The following is an 18,496-nucleotide window of genomic DNA, read 5'->3' on the forward strand; positions in this document are numbered from 1 at the left end:
CGATGTTTAAAAAATTATTTGGAAAAAAAGATAACTCTTGTAAATTAGTTTCTCCAATAAACGGTGAAACAATAGCAATAGAAGAAGTAAACGACCCTACTTTCGCAAGCGGAATGTTAGGAAAAGGTGTAGGAATAAAACCAGCTGAAGGTAGAGTAGTAGCTCCAGTAGCAGGTGAAATAACAATAATGTTCCCTACAAAACATGCAGTTTCTATATTAAGTGAAGATGGAGCTGAAGTACTAATACACATAGGATTAGATACTGTAAACCTACAGGGACAGCACTTCACAAGCCATGTAGAAGTTGGACAGAAAGTAAATGTTGGAGATCTTTTAGTAGAATTCGATATGGAAAAAATAAAAGAAGCTGGATACGATGTAACAAGCCCAGTACTTGTTTGTAACCCAGATGCTTTTGAATCAGTTGAACCAACAGAGTACGGTCCAGTTAGCATAGGCGATGAAATAATAAAAATAACTAAAAAATAGTAAAAAGCAATTATAAAAAATAAAAGTCTTTAAATCAAAGAGGTTTAGAGCATTAAAAATGTCTATTTTGCTCAAAAATAGAGCTGAAATAATAAAAAATTATACATGAAAGGAGAATATTTCTTATGATGAAATATTTACAGAAACTAGGTAAAGCTTTAATGCTACCAGTTGCTGCACTTCCTGTTGCAAGTATATGCATGGGTATAGGTTATTGGATAGACCCAAGTGGTTGGGGTGCTAATAACGTAATAGCAGCATTCTTATTAAAATCAGGTGGAGCTCTTATAGATAACATGGGTATCTTATTCGCTATAGGGGTAGCCGTTGGTATGTCAGATGATAACGATGGTACTGCAGGTCTTGCAGGTCTAGTATCATGGTTAATGATAACTACATTACTTTCTCCAGCAGTTGTTGCTATGTTCAAAGGTATACCTGAAGATCAGGTTGCAGCAGCTTTCACTAAAACTCAGACTCAGTTCATAGGTATCTTAGCTGGTCTTATAGGTGGAACTTGCTATAATAAATTCAAAGGTACTAAATTACCAGACGCTTTATCTTTCTTCAGTGGTAAGAGAAGTGTTGCGATAGTTACTTCAGGTTGCTCAATGTTAGCAGCTGCTATATTATTCTTCGTATGGCCAGCAGTTTACAATGCGCTAGTTGCATTTGGTGAAGGAATAATATCTTTAGGTGGAGTAGGTGCAGGTATATACGGATTCTTCAACAGACTTCTTATACCAACAGGATTACACCACGCTCTTAACTCAGTATTCTGGTTCGACGTTGCAGGTATAAATGATATCGGTAACTTCTGGGGTGGAACAGGAGTTAAAGGTGTAACAGGTATGTACATGACAGGATTCTTCCCAGTTATGATGTTTGGTTTACCAGCAGGTGCTTTAGCTATGTACCACACTGCAAAAGATAGCAAGAAAAAAGCTGTTTACGGATTATTATTAGCTGCAGCAGTAAGTTCATTCTTCACAGGTGTTACAGAACCTCTTGAATTCTCATTCATGTTCTTAGCTCCAGCATTATACCTAGTTCACGCTTTATTAACTGGTATATCAATGACAGTTTGTGCAATGTTACCAGTAAGAGCTGGATTCAACTTCTCAGCAGGGTTCGTTGACTGGTTCTTAAGTTTCAAAGCTCCTCTAGCTTTAAACCCATTATACTTATTAGGAATAGGTTTAGTAGTTGGTGTTGTATACTATGTAGTATTCAGATTCGTTATAGTTAAATTCAACTTAGCAACTCCAGGTAGAGAAGAAGATACTGTAGAAGCAGAAAAAGCTATAGTTTTAGATAACAACGACTTCACAGCTATGGCTCAGGTTATATTAGAAGGTTTAGGTGGAGCTGAAAACGTAACATCTATAGACAACTGTATAACAAGATTAAGATTAGAAGTTAAAGATAGTACAAAAGTAGACGAAGCTAAAATAAAATCTTCAGGAGCAGCTGGTGTTATAAGACCAGGAAAAACTTCTGTACAGGTTATAATAGGAACAAAAGTTCAGTTCGTTGCTGATGAATTCAAAAAACTTTGCAAATAGAAAAAGTGATATAGAGGGCTAGTGCATTATGCATTAGCTCTTTTTTCGCATAGAGGGATTACAATTCAGTTTTTCTCCAGGCTTCGACGACTCGTCCATATGTGTAACACATTTATATGTTACGAGTCGTCTGCAGATTGTCTTAAAACTGAATTTGTAATCCCTCTTTGGCAGAAAGTAAATATTCTAATGCATAAAAGCACTAGCCTTCTTTCTTTTAAAAATGGGGCGAGGACCTTCGGTTGACTGCTTTTTATATGAATATTTTGATGAGTATTGCACATTCTAGCTGAGGATGATTACTCTGGTATTCTTGCAGGATATGCTTTAAATAATGATTCAGATAATAAAAGTATAGTATTTAAGAATATAACTGTATCAGGAAGTATAGATACATCTAGTATTTCTGGTGGAATGATAGGCGGGCTTGATAAATGCTCTGTTGAAGGCTGTGAAACTAATATTTCAATAAAAAATGGTTATAATAATGGAGGAATTATAGGCATATCATCAGAAAAGTGTATCTTTAATAACTGTGTATCAATTGGAAGTATAGAAGGAAATTGGTGTTTAGGAGGATTTGTAGGATATAACGATGGTGGAAAAATAAAAAATTGTTTATCAAAAGTAAATGTTGAAAGTACAGTTACAACATTTGAACATAAAGAGGGTGGTTTTGTTGGAGAGCATGGAATTGGAAATATAGCATCATCACATGACGCTATAAAGGCTGGAGGAGATGCACCAGCAGATATTGTTGTAGATGCACTTACAGCATCTATACTTGCTCAGGAAAAAGGTGTAGTTCTTGTAAATGAAAAATCAGATAATAGTATATTAGAAGGAAAAGATATAGTACAAATAGGTGGATTTGATTTTGAAATATAACACAAAAATAATGGGAGCCCTTTTGGAGCTCCCATTATTTTTAATGACTGAATAGAAAAAAATTTATAATAAAAAACAAATATAAAATGATAGGTATATTGTTTTTCTATTATCGTGTTTTAATATCTATATCTATTATTCAAATTTACATTATTTTGAGTATTTACAAACACCATCTAGGTATGTATTGTATACATTTAGTAAATCGTCTATAACTACAAAGTCGGCAGGTAGGCCGGGTTTTATAGATCCACATTTGTCGTCTATGTTGCAACTAACTGCTGGGTTGTAAGATGCCATTTTTATAGCTTCTTCTAGTGTAGCTATGTTCCAATCTACTACATTTTTTATTGCATTGTTCATGCTAAGTACACTTCCTGCAAGGCTTCCTGTTAAAAGTCTTGCTGTTCCATTTTCAACTATTACATCAAATTCTCCAAGAGTATACTGTCCATCTTCCATAGCTCCAGCTCTCATACAGTCTGTTATAAGTACTATGTTTTCTCTTGTTTTAGCATTCATCATAATATTTGCGGCTACAGGGCTTACGTGATGTCCATCGCATATAAGCTCAGCAAATGTGTTTTTAAGCTCCATAGCAGCCCCTACCATACCAGGTTCTCTGTGTGTAAGAGGGCTCATACCGTTGTATGTATGAACAAATACATTTGCTCCAGCCCCTACAACTCTTTTAGCCTCTTCAAATGTAGCAGCACTGTGTCCAAGTGCAACAGTTACACCATTTTTTGTTGCATATTCTGCAAACTCAACAGCACCTTCTCTTTCTGGAGCAATAGCTATTTTCTTTACTAAATTTCCAGATTTTTCCTGCCACTGGTCTAATATTTCTGCAGTAGGGTTTATAAAGTATTTTTTATTCTGAGCACCTTTATATTTTTCAGTGAAACAAGGACCTTCCAAGAATATACCCTGTATTTTTGCACCTTCTACATCATGGTATACGTTTTTGATGTTTTCTACAGATTCATCAAGTCTTTCTACAGAATCAGTAAGTGTAGTAGGTAAGAAGCTAGTTACACCAAACTGTAGAAGTCCTTTTGATATAGTTTTTATTGCTTCTGGAGTGTTGTCCATAACATCTGAGTTTAAAAGCCCATGTATGTGTGTATCTACAAAACCAGGAGCTATGTATTTTCCTGAAAAATCTACAATTTCAGCAGACTCAGGTTTTTCTTTCTGAAAATGACCAAATTTACCGTCTATTATAGATAAATATCCATTTTCCTCAATTCCATAATTCATAAAAAATTTATCAGCGTAAATATAAGTTTTCAAAACGGCCTCCTAAAAATTTTAAAATTTATCGCTATCTAAATACTTCTCTATTTAAATATATTTTAGTTATCTTACGTGTCTTATTTTATACACAAATTTATCACTTCTAGCGACACTTAGAGTAAATTCGATAACGATATTGTTGTCATTGTAAGTAGTACGAAGTAGCTTTAAACATGCTGAATCTACAGGAACATCTAAAAGTTTAGATTCCTTATCAGATACAATACCAGCAGAGAACTCTTCGTCTGCTACCTTTATTATTTCGTTATAATCATCTTTAAATATTTCGTATAAAGGTCTTTCTACAACCTTTTCTTCAGTCAATCCTGTAAATTCAGTGAATGGAAGATAAGTTCTTTCAAGCATCATAGGAATATCGTCTGCAAGTCTAAGACGAACTATTTTTATCATCTTATCTCCAGGAGTTATACCTAATTTTTCGGCAAAATAATTAGTGCTTTCAAGGATTTCAAATGAAAGAACCTTTGTTGTAGGAGTTTTGCCCTGAGATTTCATATGATCTGTAAAACTGTAGCTGTCCATAAGATTTTGTGACTGCTGGTTTAGAGCAGATACAAATGTACCTTTGCCATGTCTTTTGTATATATACCCCATATGTTCTAAATCCGCCATTGCAAGTCTAACAGTTGTTCTACTAACTCCGTATTCATCGCAAATCTTTCTTTCAGATAGCATCCTATCGTTTGGCTGCATTTCAGTTTCTATTTTGTTTCTCAATATTTCAACTAATTGATCATATATCGGTCTTTTATCTTGTCTATTTATCATAATACCCTCTCTCTCTAAAGTGGTTATAACCACATTTGAATTATAAAATAGATAATTTATCATGTCAATATATAAAATTATATAAAACTCAATATAATAATTATAATCTATTTTCTATTGACAAGACAGAGGAAATAATTTATATTCAGAAGTGGTAATAACCACTGCGTATTGAAACTTATTAAAAAAATTAAAATAAAAATTAAATAGGGAGGTAGTCATGATTACTACAATAACATTCAATGCATCTATAGATAGATTATATAGAGTAAGTGAAATAAATATAGGTGAAGTGCAGAGAGTAATCGAATCTAATGCCACTGCTGGAGGAAAGGGAATAAATGTAACAAAAGTGTGTAAAATTCTTGGTGAAGATCCTATGGCAATTGGATTCTTAGGTGGATTTAATGGTGCATTTATAAAAAATGAGTTAGACAAGAAAGAAATAAAAAATAGATTCACAAAAATAGATTCTGAAACTAGAAACTGCTTAAATATTATAGAAAATAATAAAGTTAGTACAGAGTTTTTAGAAAAAGGGCCAGTTGTAGAAGCTAGTGATTTAGAAAGATTTGAAGAAGATTTAAAAAAAGTTATAAAAGATACTAAGGTTTTAGCTGCATCTGGAAGTTTTTGCCAGAATATGCCTGTTGAATACTACGAAAAAATAGGAAATATATGCAGAGAAAATGGAGTTAAGTTTGTACTAGATACTTCTGGAAATGCTTTAAAGGAAGCTCTTAAATCTAAACCATATCTTATAAAACCTAACACAGACGAGATAAAACAGCTACTAGATGTAAATGTAGAATCAAGAGAAGAAATAATAGAAGCTGGTAAAAAACTTTTAGAGCTAGGTGCAGAAAATGTATGCATATCCCTAGGAAAAAATGGAATGATATACCTAGATGGAAAAAATGTTTACGATGTTAAAATTCCAAAAGTAGAGGCAGTAAATACTGTTGGTAGTGGAGATAGTACAATAGCAGGATTCAGTGTAGGTATTCTTAGAGGATACAGCCTAGAAGAAACTATAAAACTTGCAAATGCATGTGGTATAAGTAATGCATTAAACGTAGATACAGGATTTGTTAAATTAGAAGAAGTTGAAAAATACAAAAACTTAGTGGAAGTAACTAAAATAGCTTAATTGAAACGATAAAAGAAGGTTATTTATATAATAAAAACGGATAAGGTTTAAAATTTTCTATTGACAAAGAAAAATAAATAAATTATTCTATGAATAGAAAGTGGTAGTTACCAGCTTAAAAAAAATCGTTCGAAAGGCGATTATATTTTTTACTTTCTTAACTGGTTATAACCTTATTACCAAATGAAGACCAAAAATAAAAAGGAGAAGAATAATGTTTAAATTCGATGAACAGAAATTAAAAGATTTAGGTGCAATAATAACAACAACAGAAATAAAACAGCAGCCAGAATTATGGGCTGAAGCTTACGAAATATACAAAGAAAACAAAGAAAACTTAGATAAATTCATATCTAACATAGGAGAAAAACACGGACAGTTTAGAGTAATATTTACTGGTGCTGGTACTTCTGCTTATGTAGGTAATTCAATAGTTCCTTACTTAAACAGAAAAAATGACCAGAAAAAAATGATAATAGAAGCTATAGCTACAACTGATATAGTTTCAAATCCTTACGACTATCTAAAAGAAGATATGCCTACTTTATTAGTATCATTTGCAAGAAGTGGTAACAGTCCAGAAAGTTTAGCAGCTCTTAACCTAGGAAAACAGGTAGTTAAAGATTTCTATCATTTAGCTATAACTTGTGCTCCAGAAGGTAAATTAGCACAGATGACTAAAAACGACGAACACAACTACTTATTATTAATGCCAGCAAGATCTAATGACCAGGGATTCGCTATGACTGGTAGTTTCTCTTGCATGATGTTATCTGCAATGCTTATATTCGACAACTTAAATGAAGACGAAGAAAGCTCATATGTAAGAACAATAGTTGAAATGGGAAGAAATGTAATAGAAAGAAAAGATGAAGTACATAAATATATAGAAGGTGATTTTGATAGAGTTGTTTACCTAGGTTCAGGCGGATTAGGTGCCTTAACTCAGGAAGCTCAGTTAAAATTACTTGAATTAACAGCAGGTAAAATAGCTACAGGATACGATTCTTCAATGGGATTCAGACACGGCCCCAAATCATTCATAAACGAAAATACTCTAGTATTTGTATTTGTTTCTAACAATGCATATACAAGACAGTACGATTTAGATGTACTTGAAGAAATAAATGCAGACCAGATAGCAAAATTAACTTGTGCTATATCTGTAGAAAATGAAGCAAACTTCTCTGGGGAAACATTCGGATTTGGAAAAGAATACGCTAATCTTCCAGATGCATACCTTGCATTCCCTTACATAATGTTTGCTCAGGCATTATCTCTATTTGTTTCAGTTAAAGTTGGAAACAAACCAGATACTCCATCTCCAACAGGAACAGTTAATAGAGTTGTTAAAGGTGTAATAATACACGAATACGAAAAATAGAAATTTGATTGGATAGATTGAATAATTTGAAGGAGGTTTAGTTATGGCATTAGTAACTACAAAAGAAATGCTTTTAAAAGCGCAGGAAGGTCATTACGCAGTAGGTGCGTTTAATGTTGAAAATATGGAAATGGTTATGGCTGTAATAGGAGCTGCAGAAGAATTAAATTCTCCAGTTATACTACAGACTACTCCATCTACAGTAAAATACGCAGGTTTAGATTATTATTTAGCAAATGTTAAGGTTGCAGCCGAAAAAGCTAGTGTACCGGTAGCAATGCACTTAGACCACGGTTCAAGCTTTGAACTAGCTATGCAAGCACTTAGAACTGGATATACTTCAATAATGATAGATGGTTCTCATGAATCATTTGAAGATAATATAGCTGTATCTAAAGCAGTTGCAGATGCTTGTAGACCATCAGATATACCAGTAGAGGCTGAATTAGGTAAAGTAGGCGGTAAAGAAGATGATTTAGACGGTGGAGAAGGAAATGCTCACACAGATCCACAGGAAGCTAAAGAATTCGTTGAAAGAACAGGCGTGTCTTCATTAGCTGTAGCAATAGGTACTGCTCATGGTATATACAAAGGTGAACCTAAAATAGATTTAGATAGATTATCAGAAATAAGAGAAGTTGTATCTGTTCCACTAGTACTTCACGGTGGTTCTGGTATACCTGACGAAACAATAAAAGAAAGTATAAGAAGAGGTATAGCAAAAGTAAACTATGCAACTGAACTTAGAATAGCATTCAGTAATGGAGTTAAAAAAGTTTTAGCTGAAAACCCAGATGTAATAGACCCTAAAAAATATGGAGCAGCTGGACGTGACTCTGTTAAAGAATTTGTTAAAGGAAGAATGGAAGTTTGTGGTTCAATAAATAGAGCATAATTTAATAAACCAACCTTTTAAATACCCTAAATTCATACTATTTGTGTATGGATTTAGGGTATTTAAGTAGATATACTATTTATTTGCGTTTGTAAAAATAATGGGGCAATGTTTTCCTAGTTAAAGTGAAAAAAATATGTTTTTGTAAACTCTGTGCTAAATGTATAATATAATAAGAAAATAAAATAAATATACTCTTTTATGAAAAATGTATATTTAATAAAGTTTACTAACAGTTTTAAATAATAAAATTTAATTTAATTTAGAATAACTTTAAATGTAATGAGATACAAATTTCAAGATATGTAATGAAAAAAATCGTCTTTTGTAAAGGATATGTTTTTAATATAATAACCTTAAAGACAAAGGACACAACTAATTAAGGGGGTGATCTTATCAGACAACGTATTATTCTTGAAGAACTAATTAATAGCGATGGATACTTAAAATTAGATTATTTTGCAGAAAAATTAGGAGTTTCAACAAGAACCATAAGAAACGATATAAAGAATATGGAAAAAGATTATGAGCGTAACGGATTTTGTTTGGAATACAAAACAAGGTTAGGTTATATTCTTAAAATAACAGATAAGAATAAGTTTGAAACTTACTTAGAAAAATTACCCGATTATATAGTTGAAAGTCCGGAACAAAGATTGGATTCAATTATAGTGGAATTATTGCTAAAGGATGGATACAAAACAATTGAAAGCTTGAGTGATAAGTTTTTAGTGAGTACATCCCAGATAAAAAATGATTTGAAAAAGATAGATGATAGGCTACTTAAATACGATTTGAGGTTAGATAGAAAACCTCATTATGGATTAAAGGTAGAAGGTCAGATAGATTCAATTCAAAAATTAATCAGAGAGCTTTATGTAAAGAAAAATAGAAATTTTATGAAATATAAAATGACATATGTAAGTAAAGCTAAGATAGTCAATATAAAATCTACTATAAAAAATATTTTCAATGAATATTCACTAGAGGTAAATATAACCGAGCTGGAAGAAATACTATCACAGTTAGTTATCCTATATATAAAGACAAGCTTAAGAAAAAGCTCTGATGTATATATGATAGATAAAAAAGAAGAGGATGAAGTATTAGAAGGCATATTAAGTGGAATCTTTGATGAAAATAGATATTATTTTACACCTCGGGAAAATGATTACCTAAAAAGACTTATAAGAGAAAAAACAAAAGATAAGAAAGCTGCTTCTCTTGCAATAGATAAAAGCAAGTTAGAGGAAGTTATATATGAGTACTTTAAAGAAGTGGACAAGAGATACAGTACAAGTTTTTTAGAAGATAAAGAGTTTTTAAAGCTTCTATATTTACATGTAGCTGCTTTAATAGAAAGGTCTAAAAATAATCAAAGTATATCAAACCCATTTTCAGTAAAAATAAGTCAACAATACCCTACAGTTTTTAACTTAGCCATACAGTTATCAAAAAGGATAGAGCAGGAATATGATATAGAAATAGATCAGAATGAAATAGGATTTATAGCTACTCATATAGCGGTTCCTTTTGAAAAGAGAGAAAAGAACAACTTTGATAAGAAATACAGAATAGCAATAGTTTGTTCATCTGGAGGAGGAAGTGCATTTTTAATAAAGCTTAGATTAACTGAGATTTTTAGAAATGCGATAATAGAAAACTTCTCATTATTAGATGAAGAAGAGGTTATAGAGTTTAAACCAGATTTAATTTTCTCTATAACAAAGCTAGGATTTAAAATAGATGCTCCGGTAATTTTAATAAACGAAATTTTGGATGAGCTGGACAATATGAACATTAAAGAAAGTGTGATGTTTGTAGACCATATGCAAAGTGCTAATAATCCTAAGGAGTATATTTTAAGCTTATTTAGCAAAAATCATTTTAGATGTGTAATAGATAAGATGGATTACAAAGATGTTCTATACACTATGGCACAGGATGTTGTAGATGAAGGAGCTTGTTCTCCAACATTCCCAGATGATGTTTGGGAAAGAGAGTCTTGCCTAAGTACTATATATAAAAATGGAGTTGCAATACCTCATCCAATAGAGATGACAGGAAATAAAAACTTAATATCTGTTGCTCTTGTTCAGACAGATATTGAAAGTGAAGGAAAAACTCCAAAGGTAATATTTATGGTTTCTCTTAAAAAAGGAGATCTAGAACTACATAGACAGATATCTAAATACTTAGATAAGGTAATGTCTAGTGATGAAATAGTGGATATGCTAAATAAATCTCAGTCTTATGAAGAATTTATATATAAATTGAAAATATATATAGGAGGATAAAAGATGAATATAGATTTTCTAAAAAAATTGTCTGAAGCAGACGCCATAGCTTCTAATGAAGGCGAAGTTAGAAAGGTTATGCTAGACGAATTAAAAGGTTATAGTGATAAAGTAGAATATGATGGTTTAGGAAGTATAATATTTTCAAAAATAAAAAGTGAAGACCTACCAAACATAATGCTTTGTGCTCACATGGATGAAGTAGGATTTATGGTAAGAAGTATAGATAAATTAGGTATGATACACCTTATAAATATAGGTGGTGTTAAACCTTTAGCCCATTTCACGCAGAGAGTAAGAATAACAACAAGAGAAGGTAAGAAAATACCTGCTATAATAAATGCTACTTATAATGAAGGAAAAGCAGAAAATATATACGCAGACATCGGTGCTTATACAGAAGAAGAAGTAAGAAATCTAGGGATAAGAGTTGGAGATATGGTTACATACTCAACTGAATTTGAAAAATTCGACCTACCAAATAGATTAGTTGGTAAAGCATTTGACGATAGATTAGGATGCTTTGTTATGGGAGAAGTTTTAAAAAGACTAGAAAAAGAAGATTTAAACTGTAATGTACATTTTGCAGCTACAAGTAGTGAAGAAGTTGGAATAAGAGGTGGTAAGACAGCTACTTATTTCGTAAACCCAGACATAGTATTCGCAATAGATGTTGCATGTGCAAAAAATGAATTTGTAAGAGATTACACAAATCAGAAACAGATAGATAAGGGTATCATGCTTATGCATAGAGACAGAACTTTAGTTCCAAACAAGGAATTAGTTAATTACGTTATTGATGTAGCTGAGGCAAACGATATTTCGTTACAGCACGATATGTTCCAGTCAGGAGGAACTGATGCAGGTGAGGCTCATCTAGTAAATGAAGGAAAGGCAGCAGTTGTTACTTGTATACCAGTAAGATACGGACACTGTGCATTCTCAATAGTAAGTAATAAAGATCTTGAAGATACTATAGAGCTATATACTAAATTAATTTTAGATTTAGATAAAGAAAAATATAATAAAATAAGAAAATTTGGTTAAAAAAAGGAGATTTTAAAAAATGTCAACAGAAATGCAGATAATGGAACTTATATCTACAGCAGGGGAAAGTAAAGCTAAAGCTTTTGAAGCATTAAAAAAAGTTAAAACAAGAGATTTTGATGGAGCAAGAGCTTTATTAAAAGAAGCTAGAGAAATAGATGTAGCAGCTCACAATATACAGACTCAGCTTATAACACGGGACTTAAATGAAGATATGGAAAGCCCAGAAATGAGCTTATTAATGGTTCACGCTCAGGACCATTACATGACTTCTCAGTTAGCTAAAGACATAATAGAAGCAGTTATAAATATTTTCGAAGAAGAATAAGATTTGAACTTAAAAAATTAGAAACAAATAAATCAGAAAGATAAATTTGTCAAAAGTAAATTAGAAATTAATTATATTTTTAAAATATAAATAATATAAAAAAATCCAGTAAAAATAAAAACAAAATTTTAGGAGGAATAATAGTTATGAAAATATTATTATGTTGTGCAGGTGGATTTTCAACAAACATGCTTATGCAGAATATGAAAAAGGTAGTAAAAGAAAGTGCTAAATTAAACGAAGATGATTTCGCATTCACTGCTATACCAGCAGATTCACTAGAAAGTGAAATAGACAACTGGGATATAGTAATGATAGGACCTCAGGTTTCTCATAAAACTGACTTTATAGCATCTTTATGCGAACCAAGAAATATACCTTATGTTGTAATAGATAAAGACGTTTACGGAAAAATGGACGGAGCAACAGTTATGAAATTAGCTCTAGTAACTTACAAAAAACATCAGATGGGAAAATAAAAATTAAATAGAATAAAAAAGGAGATTGAATATATGTTTGCTAAATTTGAAGCATTTATGAATAAGTATTTTATGCCATTAGCACATAAAGTAGATAATCAGAGACACTTAAGTGCGATAAAAGCCGGAATGGTTGCGATGACACCATTCACAATACTAGGAAGTTTATTCGCAGTACTTCCAGCTTTACCAAATATGATTGGGGAAAACAACCCAGTAAGCCAGTTTATATTAAATAACGCGGCAATATTAGATTTACCAGTAACACTTTCAATAGGTTTAATAGGTTTATATGCTTGTATGTGTATAGCTTATAACCTAGGTAATCATTATAAATTATATATTCCAGGATGTATAACTCTTGCAACATTCGCATTCTTATTCTTAGTTGCAGATATAACTCCAGAAGGTGCTTTAGACCTAGGTAACTTAGGTGCTAAAGGGCTATTTACAGGTATGATAGCAGGTTTACTTTCAGTAGAATTATACAACTTCTGTAAAGTTAAAAACCTTACAATAAAAATGCCAGAAGGCGTACCAGATTTCGTATCTAAATCATTCGAGTTAATACCAACAAGTATAATCGTTGGTGGAACTTTTATAGTCGCAAGATTCTTATCATTAACAATATTCGGTGAATTACCACCACAGATACTTACTAGATTCTTAGCTCCATTAGTTGGTTCTATGGATAACCCATGGGCTGTTCTTGGATTAAACTTTGCTATATGTTTCATATTCTTCTTCGGAATACATTCATCAGTGTTCAGTCCAATAACAAGACCAATAATGGTTACATTTATAGCAGAAAATATAGCAGCTATGCAGGCTGGACAGGCATTACCTCACTTCTATACAGCAGGAACATCAAGTGCATTCTTCGGATTCACAGGATGTGGTATAAGTATAGGATGTGTAGTAGCATGCTTACTATCTAAAAACAAAAGATACAAACAGATCGGTAAAGTTTCATTATTCCCAGCTTTATTCGGTATAAATGAACCTATACTATTCGGTGCTCCAATAATACTAAACCCAATGATGTTCATACCACATGTATTCGGTGGAGCTATAATAGGTACATTACCAATGTTCTTAATGCACTGGGGATTATTAGATAAACCAATATTCGACCCACCATACGTTGGAGTATTCTTAGAAGGATTCTTAACAAACGGTGACTGGAGAACAATATTAGTCAATGCATTACAGTTAGTATTATCAGTTGCATTATACTGGCCATTCTTCAAGATTATGGAACGCCAGGAAGAAGTTGAAGAAGCTAAAAAAGTAGAAGAAACAAAAGATATATTCTCAAGTGAAGATAAAGATTTACTTGGAGATTTAGACTTAGACTTCTAATTTATATAGAGAGGACTAAAAACCATGAACGATAGAGTAAAAAAACTAAGAGATTTAATAGAGGAATTAAACACAGAAGCAATTTTAATAAAAGGAAAAAACAATAAGAGATATGTCGGTGCACTTACTGGAAGTGGAGTCTATGTACTTATAACAAAAGATGCAAAATATCAGATTTTAGATGGAAGATACATAGATGAAGCTGACAAGAGAACAACTGGATTTATTAAAAAAGTTGTACCACAGGGGTCTTATATACCTAGTATATTAGAATTATTAGAAGAACTAAATATAAAAAATCTCGCAATAGAAAGCCAGGCTATGACTATACAGGATTACATCCGGTTAAAAGAAGCAGGATTAGATCTTACTCTATTGACAAATGAACTTGGAAAAGCAAGAGCAATCAAATCAGATGATGAGATTGCTCTTATCAAAAAAGCATGCGAGATAACAGATAAAGTATTTAGTGAAGTTATTTCAGTAATAGAAGAAGGTATGACAGAGTTAGAGGTAGCAGCTCTACTTCAATACCATGCTCTTAAAAAAGGCGCAAGTGGAATGTCTTTTGAAACAATAGTTGTTTCAGGTGATAGAGGTGCAATGCCTCATGGAAGACCGACAACAAAAAAATTAAAAAGAAATGAAGCAATAACAATAGATTTTGGTGTTGTTTATGAAGGATACCAATCAGATATGACTCGTACTATATCTATAGGAGAGCCTCCTGAAATTATTAAAAAAGTATATGATGTTGTTTTAGAAGCTCAGACATCAGCTATTGCAGCTATTAAAGAAGGTGCAAAGGCAAGTGAAGTCGACGGCGTGGCTAGACAAATTATAGAAGAGCATGGATTTGGTGAATATTTCAATCATGGCCTAGGACATGGAATAGGTCTAGGAGATGGTGAAGTTCCAACACTAAACCAGAGAAGTAAAGATATTCTAACAGAAGGAATGGTTATGTCTTGTGAACCAGGAATCTACATACCTAATGTAGGTGGGGTTAGAATAGAAGATGATGTTGTTATAATAGACGGAAAAGGTGTTTCGCTTAATAAAACAACTAAAGAATTTATAATATTGGGAGAGTAATTAATATGGAATATAATTTTGACAAGGTAATAAATAGAAAAGAAGGTAACTGTAGAAAATGGAGTAACCATGTATTAAAAGAAAAATTCGGCTTAGGTGAAGATGCTATTCCTATGGATTTAGCGGATATAGATTTTGAATGTTCACCAGCTATAAAAGAAGCAATCGCAAAAAGAGCAGCGGTTGGAGATTACAGCTATACATTTGTAGGCGACGATTTCTACGATGCTGTAATAGATTGGAATAAAAGAAGATTCAATGTAGATATAGAAAAAGAATGGATAAAACTTACTTTTGGTACAGTATCAACTCTTCATTATATAGTTCAGGCATATACTAAGGAAGGAGAGGGAGTATTAATAAATACACCAGCATATGATCCTTTTGCTGAAGCTGTAGAAAACAACAGCAGACAGTTATACTGCAGTCCATTAAAATTAGTGGATAATAGATATTATTTAGATTTTGAAGATATGGAAGAACAAATGAAATCTAATAATATAAAAGTATTTATTTTCTGTAGCCCACAGAATCCATCTGGTCGTATATGGACAAAAGATGAATTATATAGAGTGTCAGAATTATGTCTAAAATACAATGTACTTTTAGTATGTGATGAAATACATAGAGATATAGTATTTGATAGAAGTAAGTTTACATCTTTATGGAATGCACATCCTGAAATACATGAAAACAGTATAGTATGTGTTTCACCTAATAAAGGATTTAACCTAGGTGGACTTAAAACTTCTTATGTTGTAATAAGAAACGAAGAAGTAAGAGAAACTTTATTAACTAGATTAAAAAGCAACTCAATAACTTCTCCAAATGTGTTTGCTGTTCCTGCTATAGTAGCAGCTTACAATGAAAGTGAAGAGTGGTTAGATCAGATGACTGTATATGTTGCAGGAAACTTCGAAATAGTTTACGACTTTTTCGAAAAAAATATGCCTAAAGCAAAAGTTATGAAATCAGAATCATCATTCCTTGCTTGGATAGATGTTAGAGAAATATTTACAAATGAAGAAGAAATGAGAGACTTCTTTATAAAGGCTAATCTAACTATGGTAGTTGGAAGTTATTTTGTACGGGACGGAGAAGGATTCGTAAGAATCAATATCGGATGCCCAAGAGCTACATTAAATGAAGCTTTAAATAGAATTAAAAATACATATGAAGATCTATTTTGTTAGTTCTAAATAATTCATTGAGACTGTTGTATATTTACAATAGTCTCTTTTTTTGTAGATTTATTATTAAAAATAGGACGTTATATAGTAAATTTTATGAGAATATAGAATTTATTTTTCCTAATGAGTTAGGAATTTTCCTGTCTGTTAGGAAATGGAAATAGTAGATTAGGAAAAGGTATTAGTATATTATTAATATAGGAACTAGAGTAAAAAAAAGTTAGTGAATTTATAAAAATCAAAATAAAAATTAGTAAAAGTAATGAATATATATAAATAACTAATATAAATTAAGTCTGGGAAAGGATGATAGGTATGCTGAGCAATAGGCAGATGAATGTTATAAATATATTGAGTGATTCAAATAATTGGATGACAGGAAAAGAGATTGCAAAGATTCTTAATGTTACCGATAGAACTATTCGCTCAGATATTGAAGCTATAAATAAATACTATGATTGTCAGCTTATAGAGTCTAATAGGAGAGCAGGGTATCATATAGACGAGATTCTTTTGGATAAGCAGGATATAGAGGTTAAGGAAATTGTTCCGCAGACAGCACATGAGAGATGTATTTGGATTATTCAGGAGTTGCTGTTTAGAAATAAGGAGATTAATTTGATTCAGCTGCAAGAGAGAGTTTTTGTTAGTGGATATTCTATAGACAACGATTTAAAGAAGATAAGAAAGATTATAGAGAATTATCCTAGTTTAAAGCTGATTAGATCTAAGAATCATATTAGACTTGAGGGCGAGGAGATAGATAAGAGAAAGTTATATAAGTATCTTCTTACAGAGGAAACTCATGGTAATTTTATGAACTTAAATTCTATAGCTGACTTTTGGACAGATTTTGATCTTCTTGCGATAAAAGATATTTTTGAGGAAGTTTGTGAGAAGTACGACTACAAGATAAGGGAAACTACATTTCCTATGATTATGATGCACGCAGGTATTGCGATTGAGAGAATTATAAATCACAACTACCTTACAAGTGATATCGACGAAAGACTTATGGAAAGCACTGAGTATCATGTGTCTTATGAATTTTTTGAAAGGGTGAGCAAGCTTCTTAATATTGAGATAGTAGATGACGAAGTTAAAAGATTTTCACTTCTTCTTTTAGGAAAGAGTTCAGGAAATTATAGAAAGTCAAATAATAATAAGGAAGAGGTTAAAAGACTTATAGACCGGTTAATAGAACAGATTGCCGAGTATTTTGGGGTTGATTTTTCTAAGGATTGGGATTTAAAAGTTGGTCTTGAAACACATATACGGTCACTTATAGAAAGACAGAGAAACAAGGTCAATGTTACAAATTTATATTTAAAGGAAATTAAACGTAAATATCCTTTAGTATTTGAAATGGCGATACATTCAGCAAAGGTTATAGAAAAATTCACAGGATATGTAATAGACGAGTCAGAGATAGAGTTTTTAGCGCTACATCTTGGAGCTGCATATGAGAGAATAGACAGTGTGCAGAAATATAGAGCAGTTATGATTATGCCGCACAATCAGATGCTTTCAAAACCGTGTATTGAAAAATTAAATAGCCGCTTTGGAGATAGGATGGAAGTAGTTAAGATGTTTACGTTCTTTGAGGAAAGTCAGGTTATGGAATACGAACCAGATTTTATAATAACTACTTTACAGATTAAGCATAATTTAGATGTGCCTACAATTCAGATAAGTCTGTTTTTAAATTATGAAGATGAGAGTAAAATATTCCAGCTTTTAAATCAGCTTGATAAGAAAAGATATAGCTCAGAGTTTAAAATTTTGGTAAGAAAGATGATTAGAAGAGATTTATTCCATGTTCATGAAACATATGAATCATCAGATGAGATAATAAATAAGCTATGCAATGAGCTTGTTGAGAAAGATTTAGCTGATGAGAGATATACAGAAGATGTATTTAAAAGAGAGAGTATGTCTGCCACATCGTTCTCTTATGGGTTTGCGGTGCCTCATTCAATGGAAGTATCAACAAAAGAATCTTGTCTTTCTGTTATGGTGTTAGATAAGCCTGTAAAATGGGGGGATTTCGATGTTAGATTGATAATCCTTCTTGGAATAAGAGATACAGACAATAGTTTATTGAAGATATTCTTTGAATGGTTATCAAATACGGTAACTGATTCAAAAAAATTGGCTAGACTTCTGGCTGTAAACAACTATGACGACTTTATGAAAGAAGTGTTAGAGTAGGGATAAAAAAGGAAGCATTAGAATAA

At 32.0% G+C, this 18,496-nt stretch carries 16 protein-coding genes; 14 read left to right on the forward strand and 2 right to left on the reverse strand.

Annotated elements, in window-relative coordinates:
- Window positions 1–2 precede the first annotated feature (2 nt).
- From ACK2WN_RS01310 to ACK2WN_RS01320, 3 genes are all read left to right on the forward strand, one after another.
- Window positions 3–491, forward strand: coding sequence for a PTS sugar transporter subunit IIA (locus tag ACK2WN_RS01310; RefSeq protein WP_300531116.1), 489 nt, complete (start codon window positions 3–5; stop codon window positions 489–491).
- 125 nt (window positions 492–616) lie between these two features.
- The gene (gene nagE / locus ACK2WN_RS01315) at window positions 617–2,056 is read left to right on the forward strand and encodes an N-acetylglucosamine-specific PTS transporter subunit IIBC (protein ID WP_416154590.1); all 1,440 of its coding nucleotides are present in this window, start codon (window positions 617–619) and stop codon (window positions 2,054–2,056) included.
- Window positions 2,057–2,332: 276 nt separating this feature from the next.
- Window positions 2,333–2,944, forward strand: a complete 612-nt coding sequence (locus ACK2WN_RS01320) for a GLUG motif-containing protein (protein ID WP_416154591.1) — start codon at window positions 2,333–2,335, stop codon at window positions 2,942–2,944.
- 150 nt (window positions 2,945–3,094) lie between these two features.
- Here ACK2WN_RS01320 and nagA read toward each other — a convergent pair whose 3' ends face one another.
- Together nagA and ACK2WN_RS01330 are read right to left on the reverse strand one after the other, a co-directional pair.
- On the reverse strand, window positions 3,095–4,240 hold the full coding sequence (nagA, locus tag ACK2WN_RS01325; RefSeq protein ID WP_329999410.1) for an N-acetylglucosamine-6-phosphate deacetylase: 1,146 nt from the start codon (window positions 4,238–4,240) through the stop codon (window positions 3,095–3,097).
- A 66-nt stretch (window positions 4,241–4,306) separates the two neighbouring features.
- Window positions 4,307–5,032 carry a GntR family transcriptional regulator gene (locus ACK2WN_RS01330; protein WP_329999408.1) on the reverse strand — a complete coding sequence of 242 codons (726 nt, stop codon included), beginning with the start codon at window positions 5,030–5,032 and terminating at the stop codon, window positions 4,307–4,309.
- A 220-nt stretch (window positions 5,033–5,252) separates the two neighbouring features.
- On the opposite strand from ACK2WN_RS01330, the gene pfkB reads away from it, so the two are divergent.
- The 11 genes from pfkB to ACK2WN_RS01385 all read left to right on the forward strand — a co-directional run bounded on the left by pfkB (window position 5,253) and on the right by ACK2WN_RS01385 (window position 18,470).
- The gene (pfkB, locus tag ACK2WN_RS01335) at window positions 5,253–6,182 is read left to right on the forward strand and encodes a 1-phosphofructokinase (protein ID WP_416154592.1); all 930 of its coding nucleotides are present in this window, start codon (window positions 5,253–5,255) and stop codon (window positions 6,180–6,182) included.
- 214 nt (window positions 6,183–6,396) lie between these two features.
- Window positions 6,397–7,566, forward strand: a complete 1,170-nt coding sequence (locus ACK2WN_RS01340; protein WP_178412323.1) for an SIS domain-containing protein — start codon at window positions 6,397–6,399, stop codon at window positions 7,564–7,566.
- A 43-nt stretch (window positions 7,567–7,609) separates the two neighbouring features.
- Window positions 7,610–8,461 carry a class II fructose-1,6-bisphosphate aldolase gene (fba, locus tag ACK2WN_RS01345; protein ID WP_178412324.1) on the forward strand — a complete coding sequence of 284 codons (852 nt, stop codon included), beginning with the start codon at window positions 7,610–7,612 and terminating at the stop codon, window positions 8,459–8,461.
- 410 nt (window positions 8,462–8,871) lie between these two features.
- Window positions 8,872–10,758 carry a BglG family transcription antiterminator gene (locus ACK2WN_RS01350; RefSeq protein WP_416154641.1) on the forward strand — a complete coding sequence of 629 codons (1,887 nt, stop codon included), beginning with the start codon at window positions 8,872–8,874 and terminating at the stop codon, window positions 10,756–10,758.
- 3 nt (window positions 10,759–10,761) lie between these two features.
- Window positions 10,762–11,805: an aminopeptidase gene (gene ypdE, locus ACK2WN_RS01355; protein ID WP_300529957.1), complete on the forward strand. Its 1,044-nt coding sequence runs from the start codon at window positions 10,762–10,764 to the stop codon at window positions 11,803–11,805.
- 19 nt (window positions 11,806–11,824) lie between these two features.
- On the forward strand, window positions 11,825–12,133 hold the full coding sequence (locus tag ACK2WN_RS01360) for a PTS lactose/cellobiose transporter subunit IIA (RefSeq protein WP_300529955.1): 309 nt from the start codon (window positions 11,825–11,827) through the stop codon (window positions 12,131–12,133).
- A gap of 146 nt (window positions 12,134–12,279) precedes the next feature.
- On the forward strand, window positions 12,280–12,612 hold the full coding sequence (locus tag ACK2WN_RS01365) for a PTS sugar transporter subunit IIB (protein WP_300529954.1): 333 nt from the start codon (window positions 12,280–12,282) through the stop codon (window positions 12,610–12,612).
- Between the two features lie 33 nt (window positions 12,613–12,645).
- Window positions 12,646–13,974 (forward strand): PTS sugar transporter subunit IIC, encoded by a 1,329-nt coding sequence (locus ACK2WN_RS01370; protein WP_300529953.1) that lies wholly within the window; start codon window positions 12,646–12,648, stop codon window positions 13,972–13,974.
- Between the two features lie 24 nt (window positions 13,975–13,998).
- Window positions 13,999–15,069: an aminopeptidase P family protein gene (locus ACK2WN_RS01375; protein WP_416154593.1), complete on the forward strand. Its 1,071-nt coding sequence runs from the start codon at window positions 13,999–14,001 to the stop codon at window positions 15,067–15,069.
- Between the two features lie 5 nt (window positions 15,070–15,074).
- Window positions 15,075–16,262 carry a MalY/PatB family protein gene (locus ACK2WN_RS01380; RefSeq protein WP_416154594.1) on the forward strand — a complete coding sequence of 396 codons (1,188 nt, stop codon included), beginning with the start codon at window positions 15,075–15,077 and terminating at the stop codon, window positions 16,260–16,262.
- Window positions 16,263–16,574: 312 nt separating this feature from the next.
- Entirely contained in the window at window positions 16,575–18,470 is a 1,896-nt protein-coding gene (locus ACK2WN_RS01385) for a BglG family transcription antiterminator (protein ID WP_416154595.1), read from the forward strand.
- Window positions 18,471–18,496: the final 26 nt, after the last annotated feature.

Origin of the sequence: Peptacetobacter sp. AB800, from assembly GCF_047807365.1 — a bacterium.
In the GTDB taxonomy this organism is placed as follows: Bacteria; Bacillota; Clostridia; order Peptostreptococcales; family Peptostreptococcaceae; genus Peptacetobacter.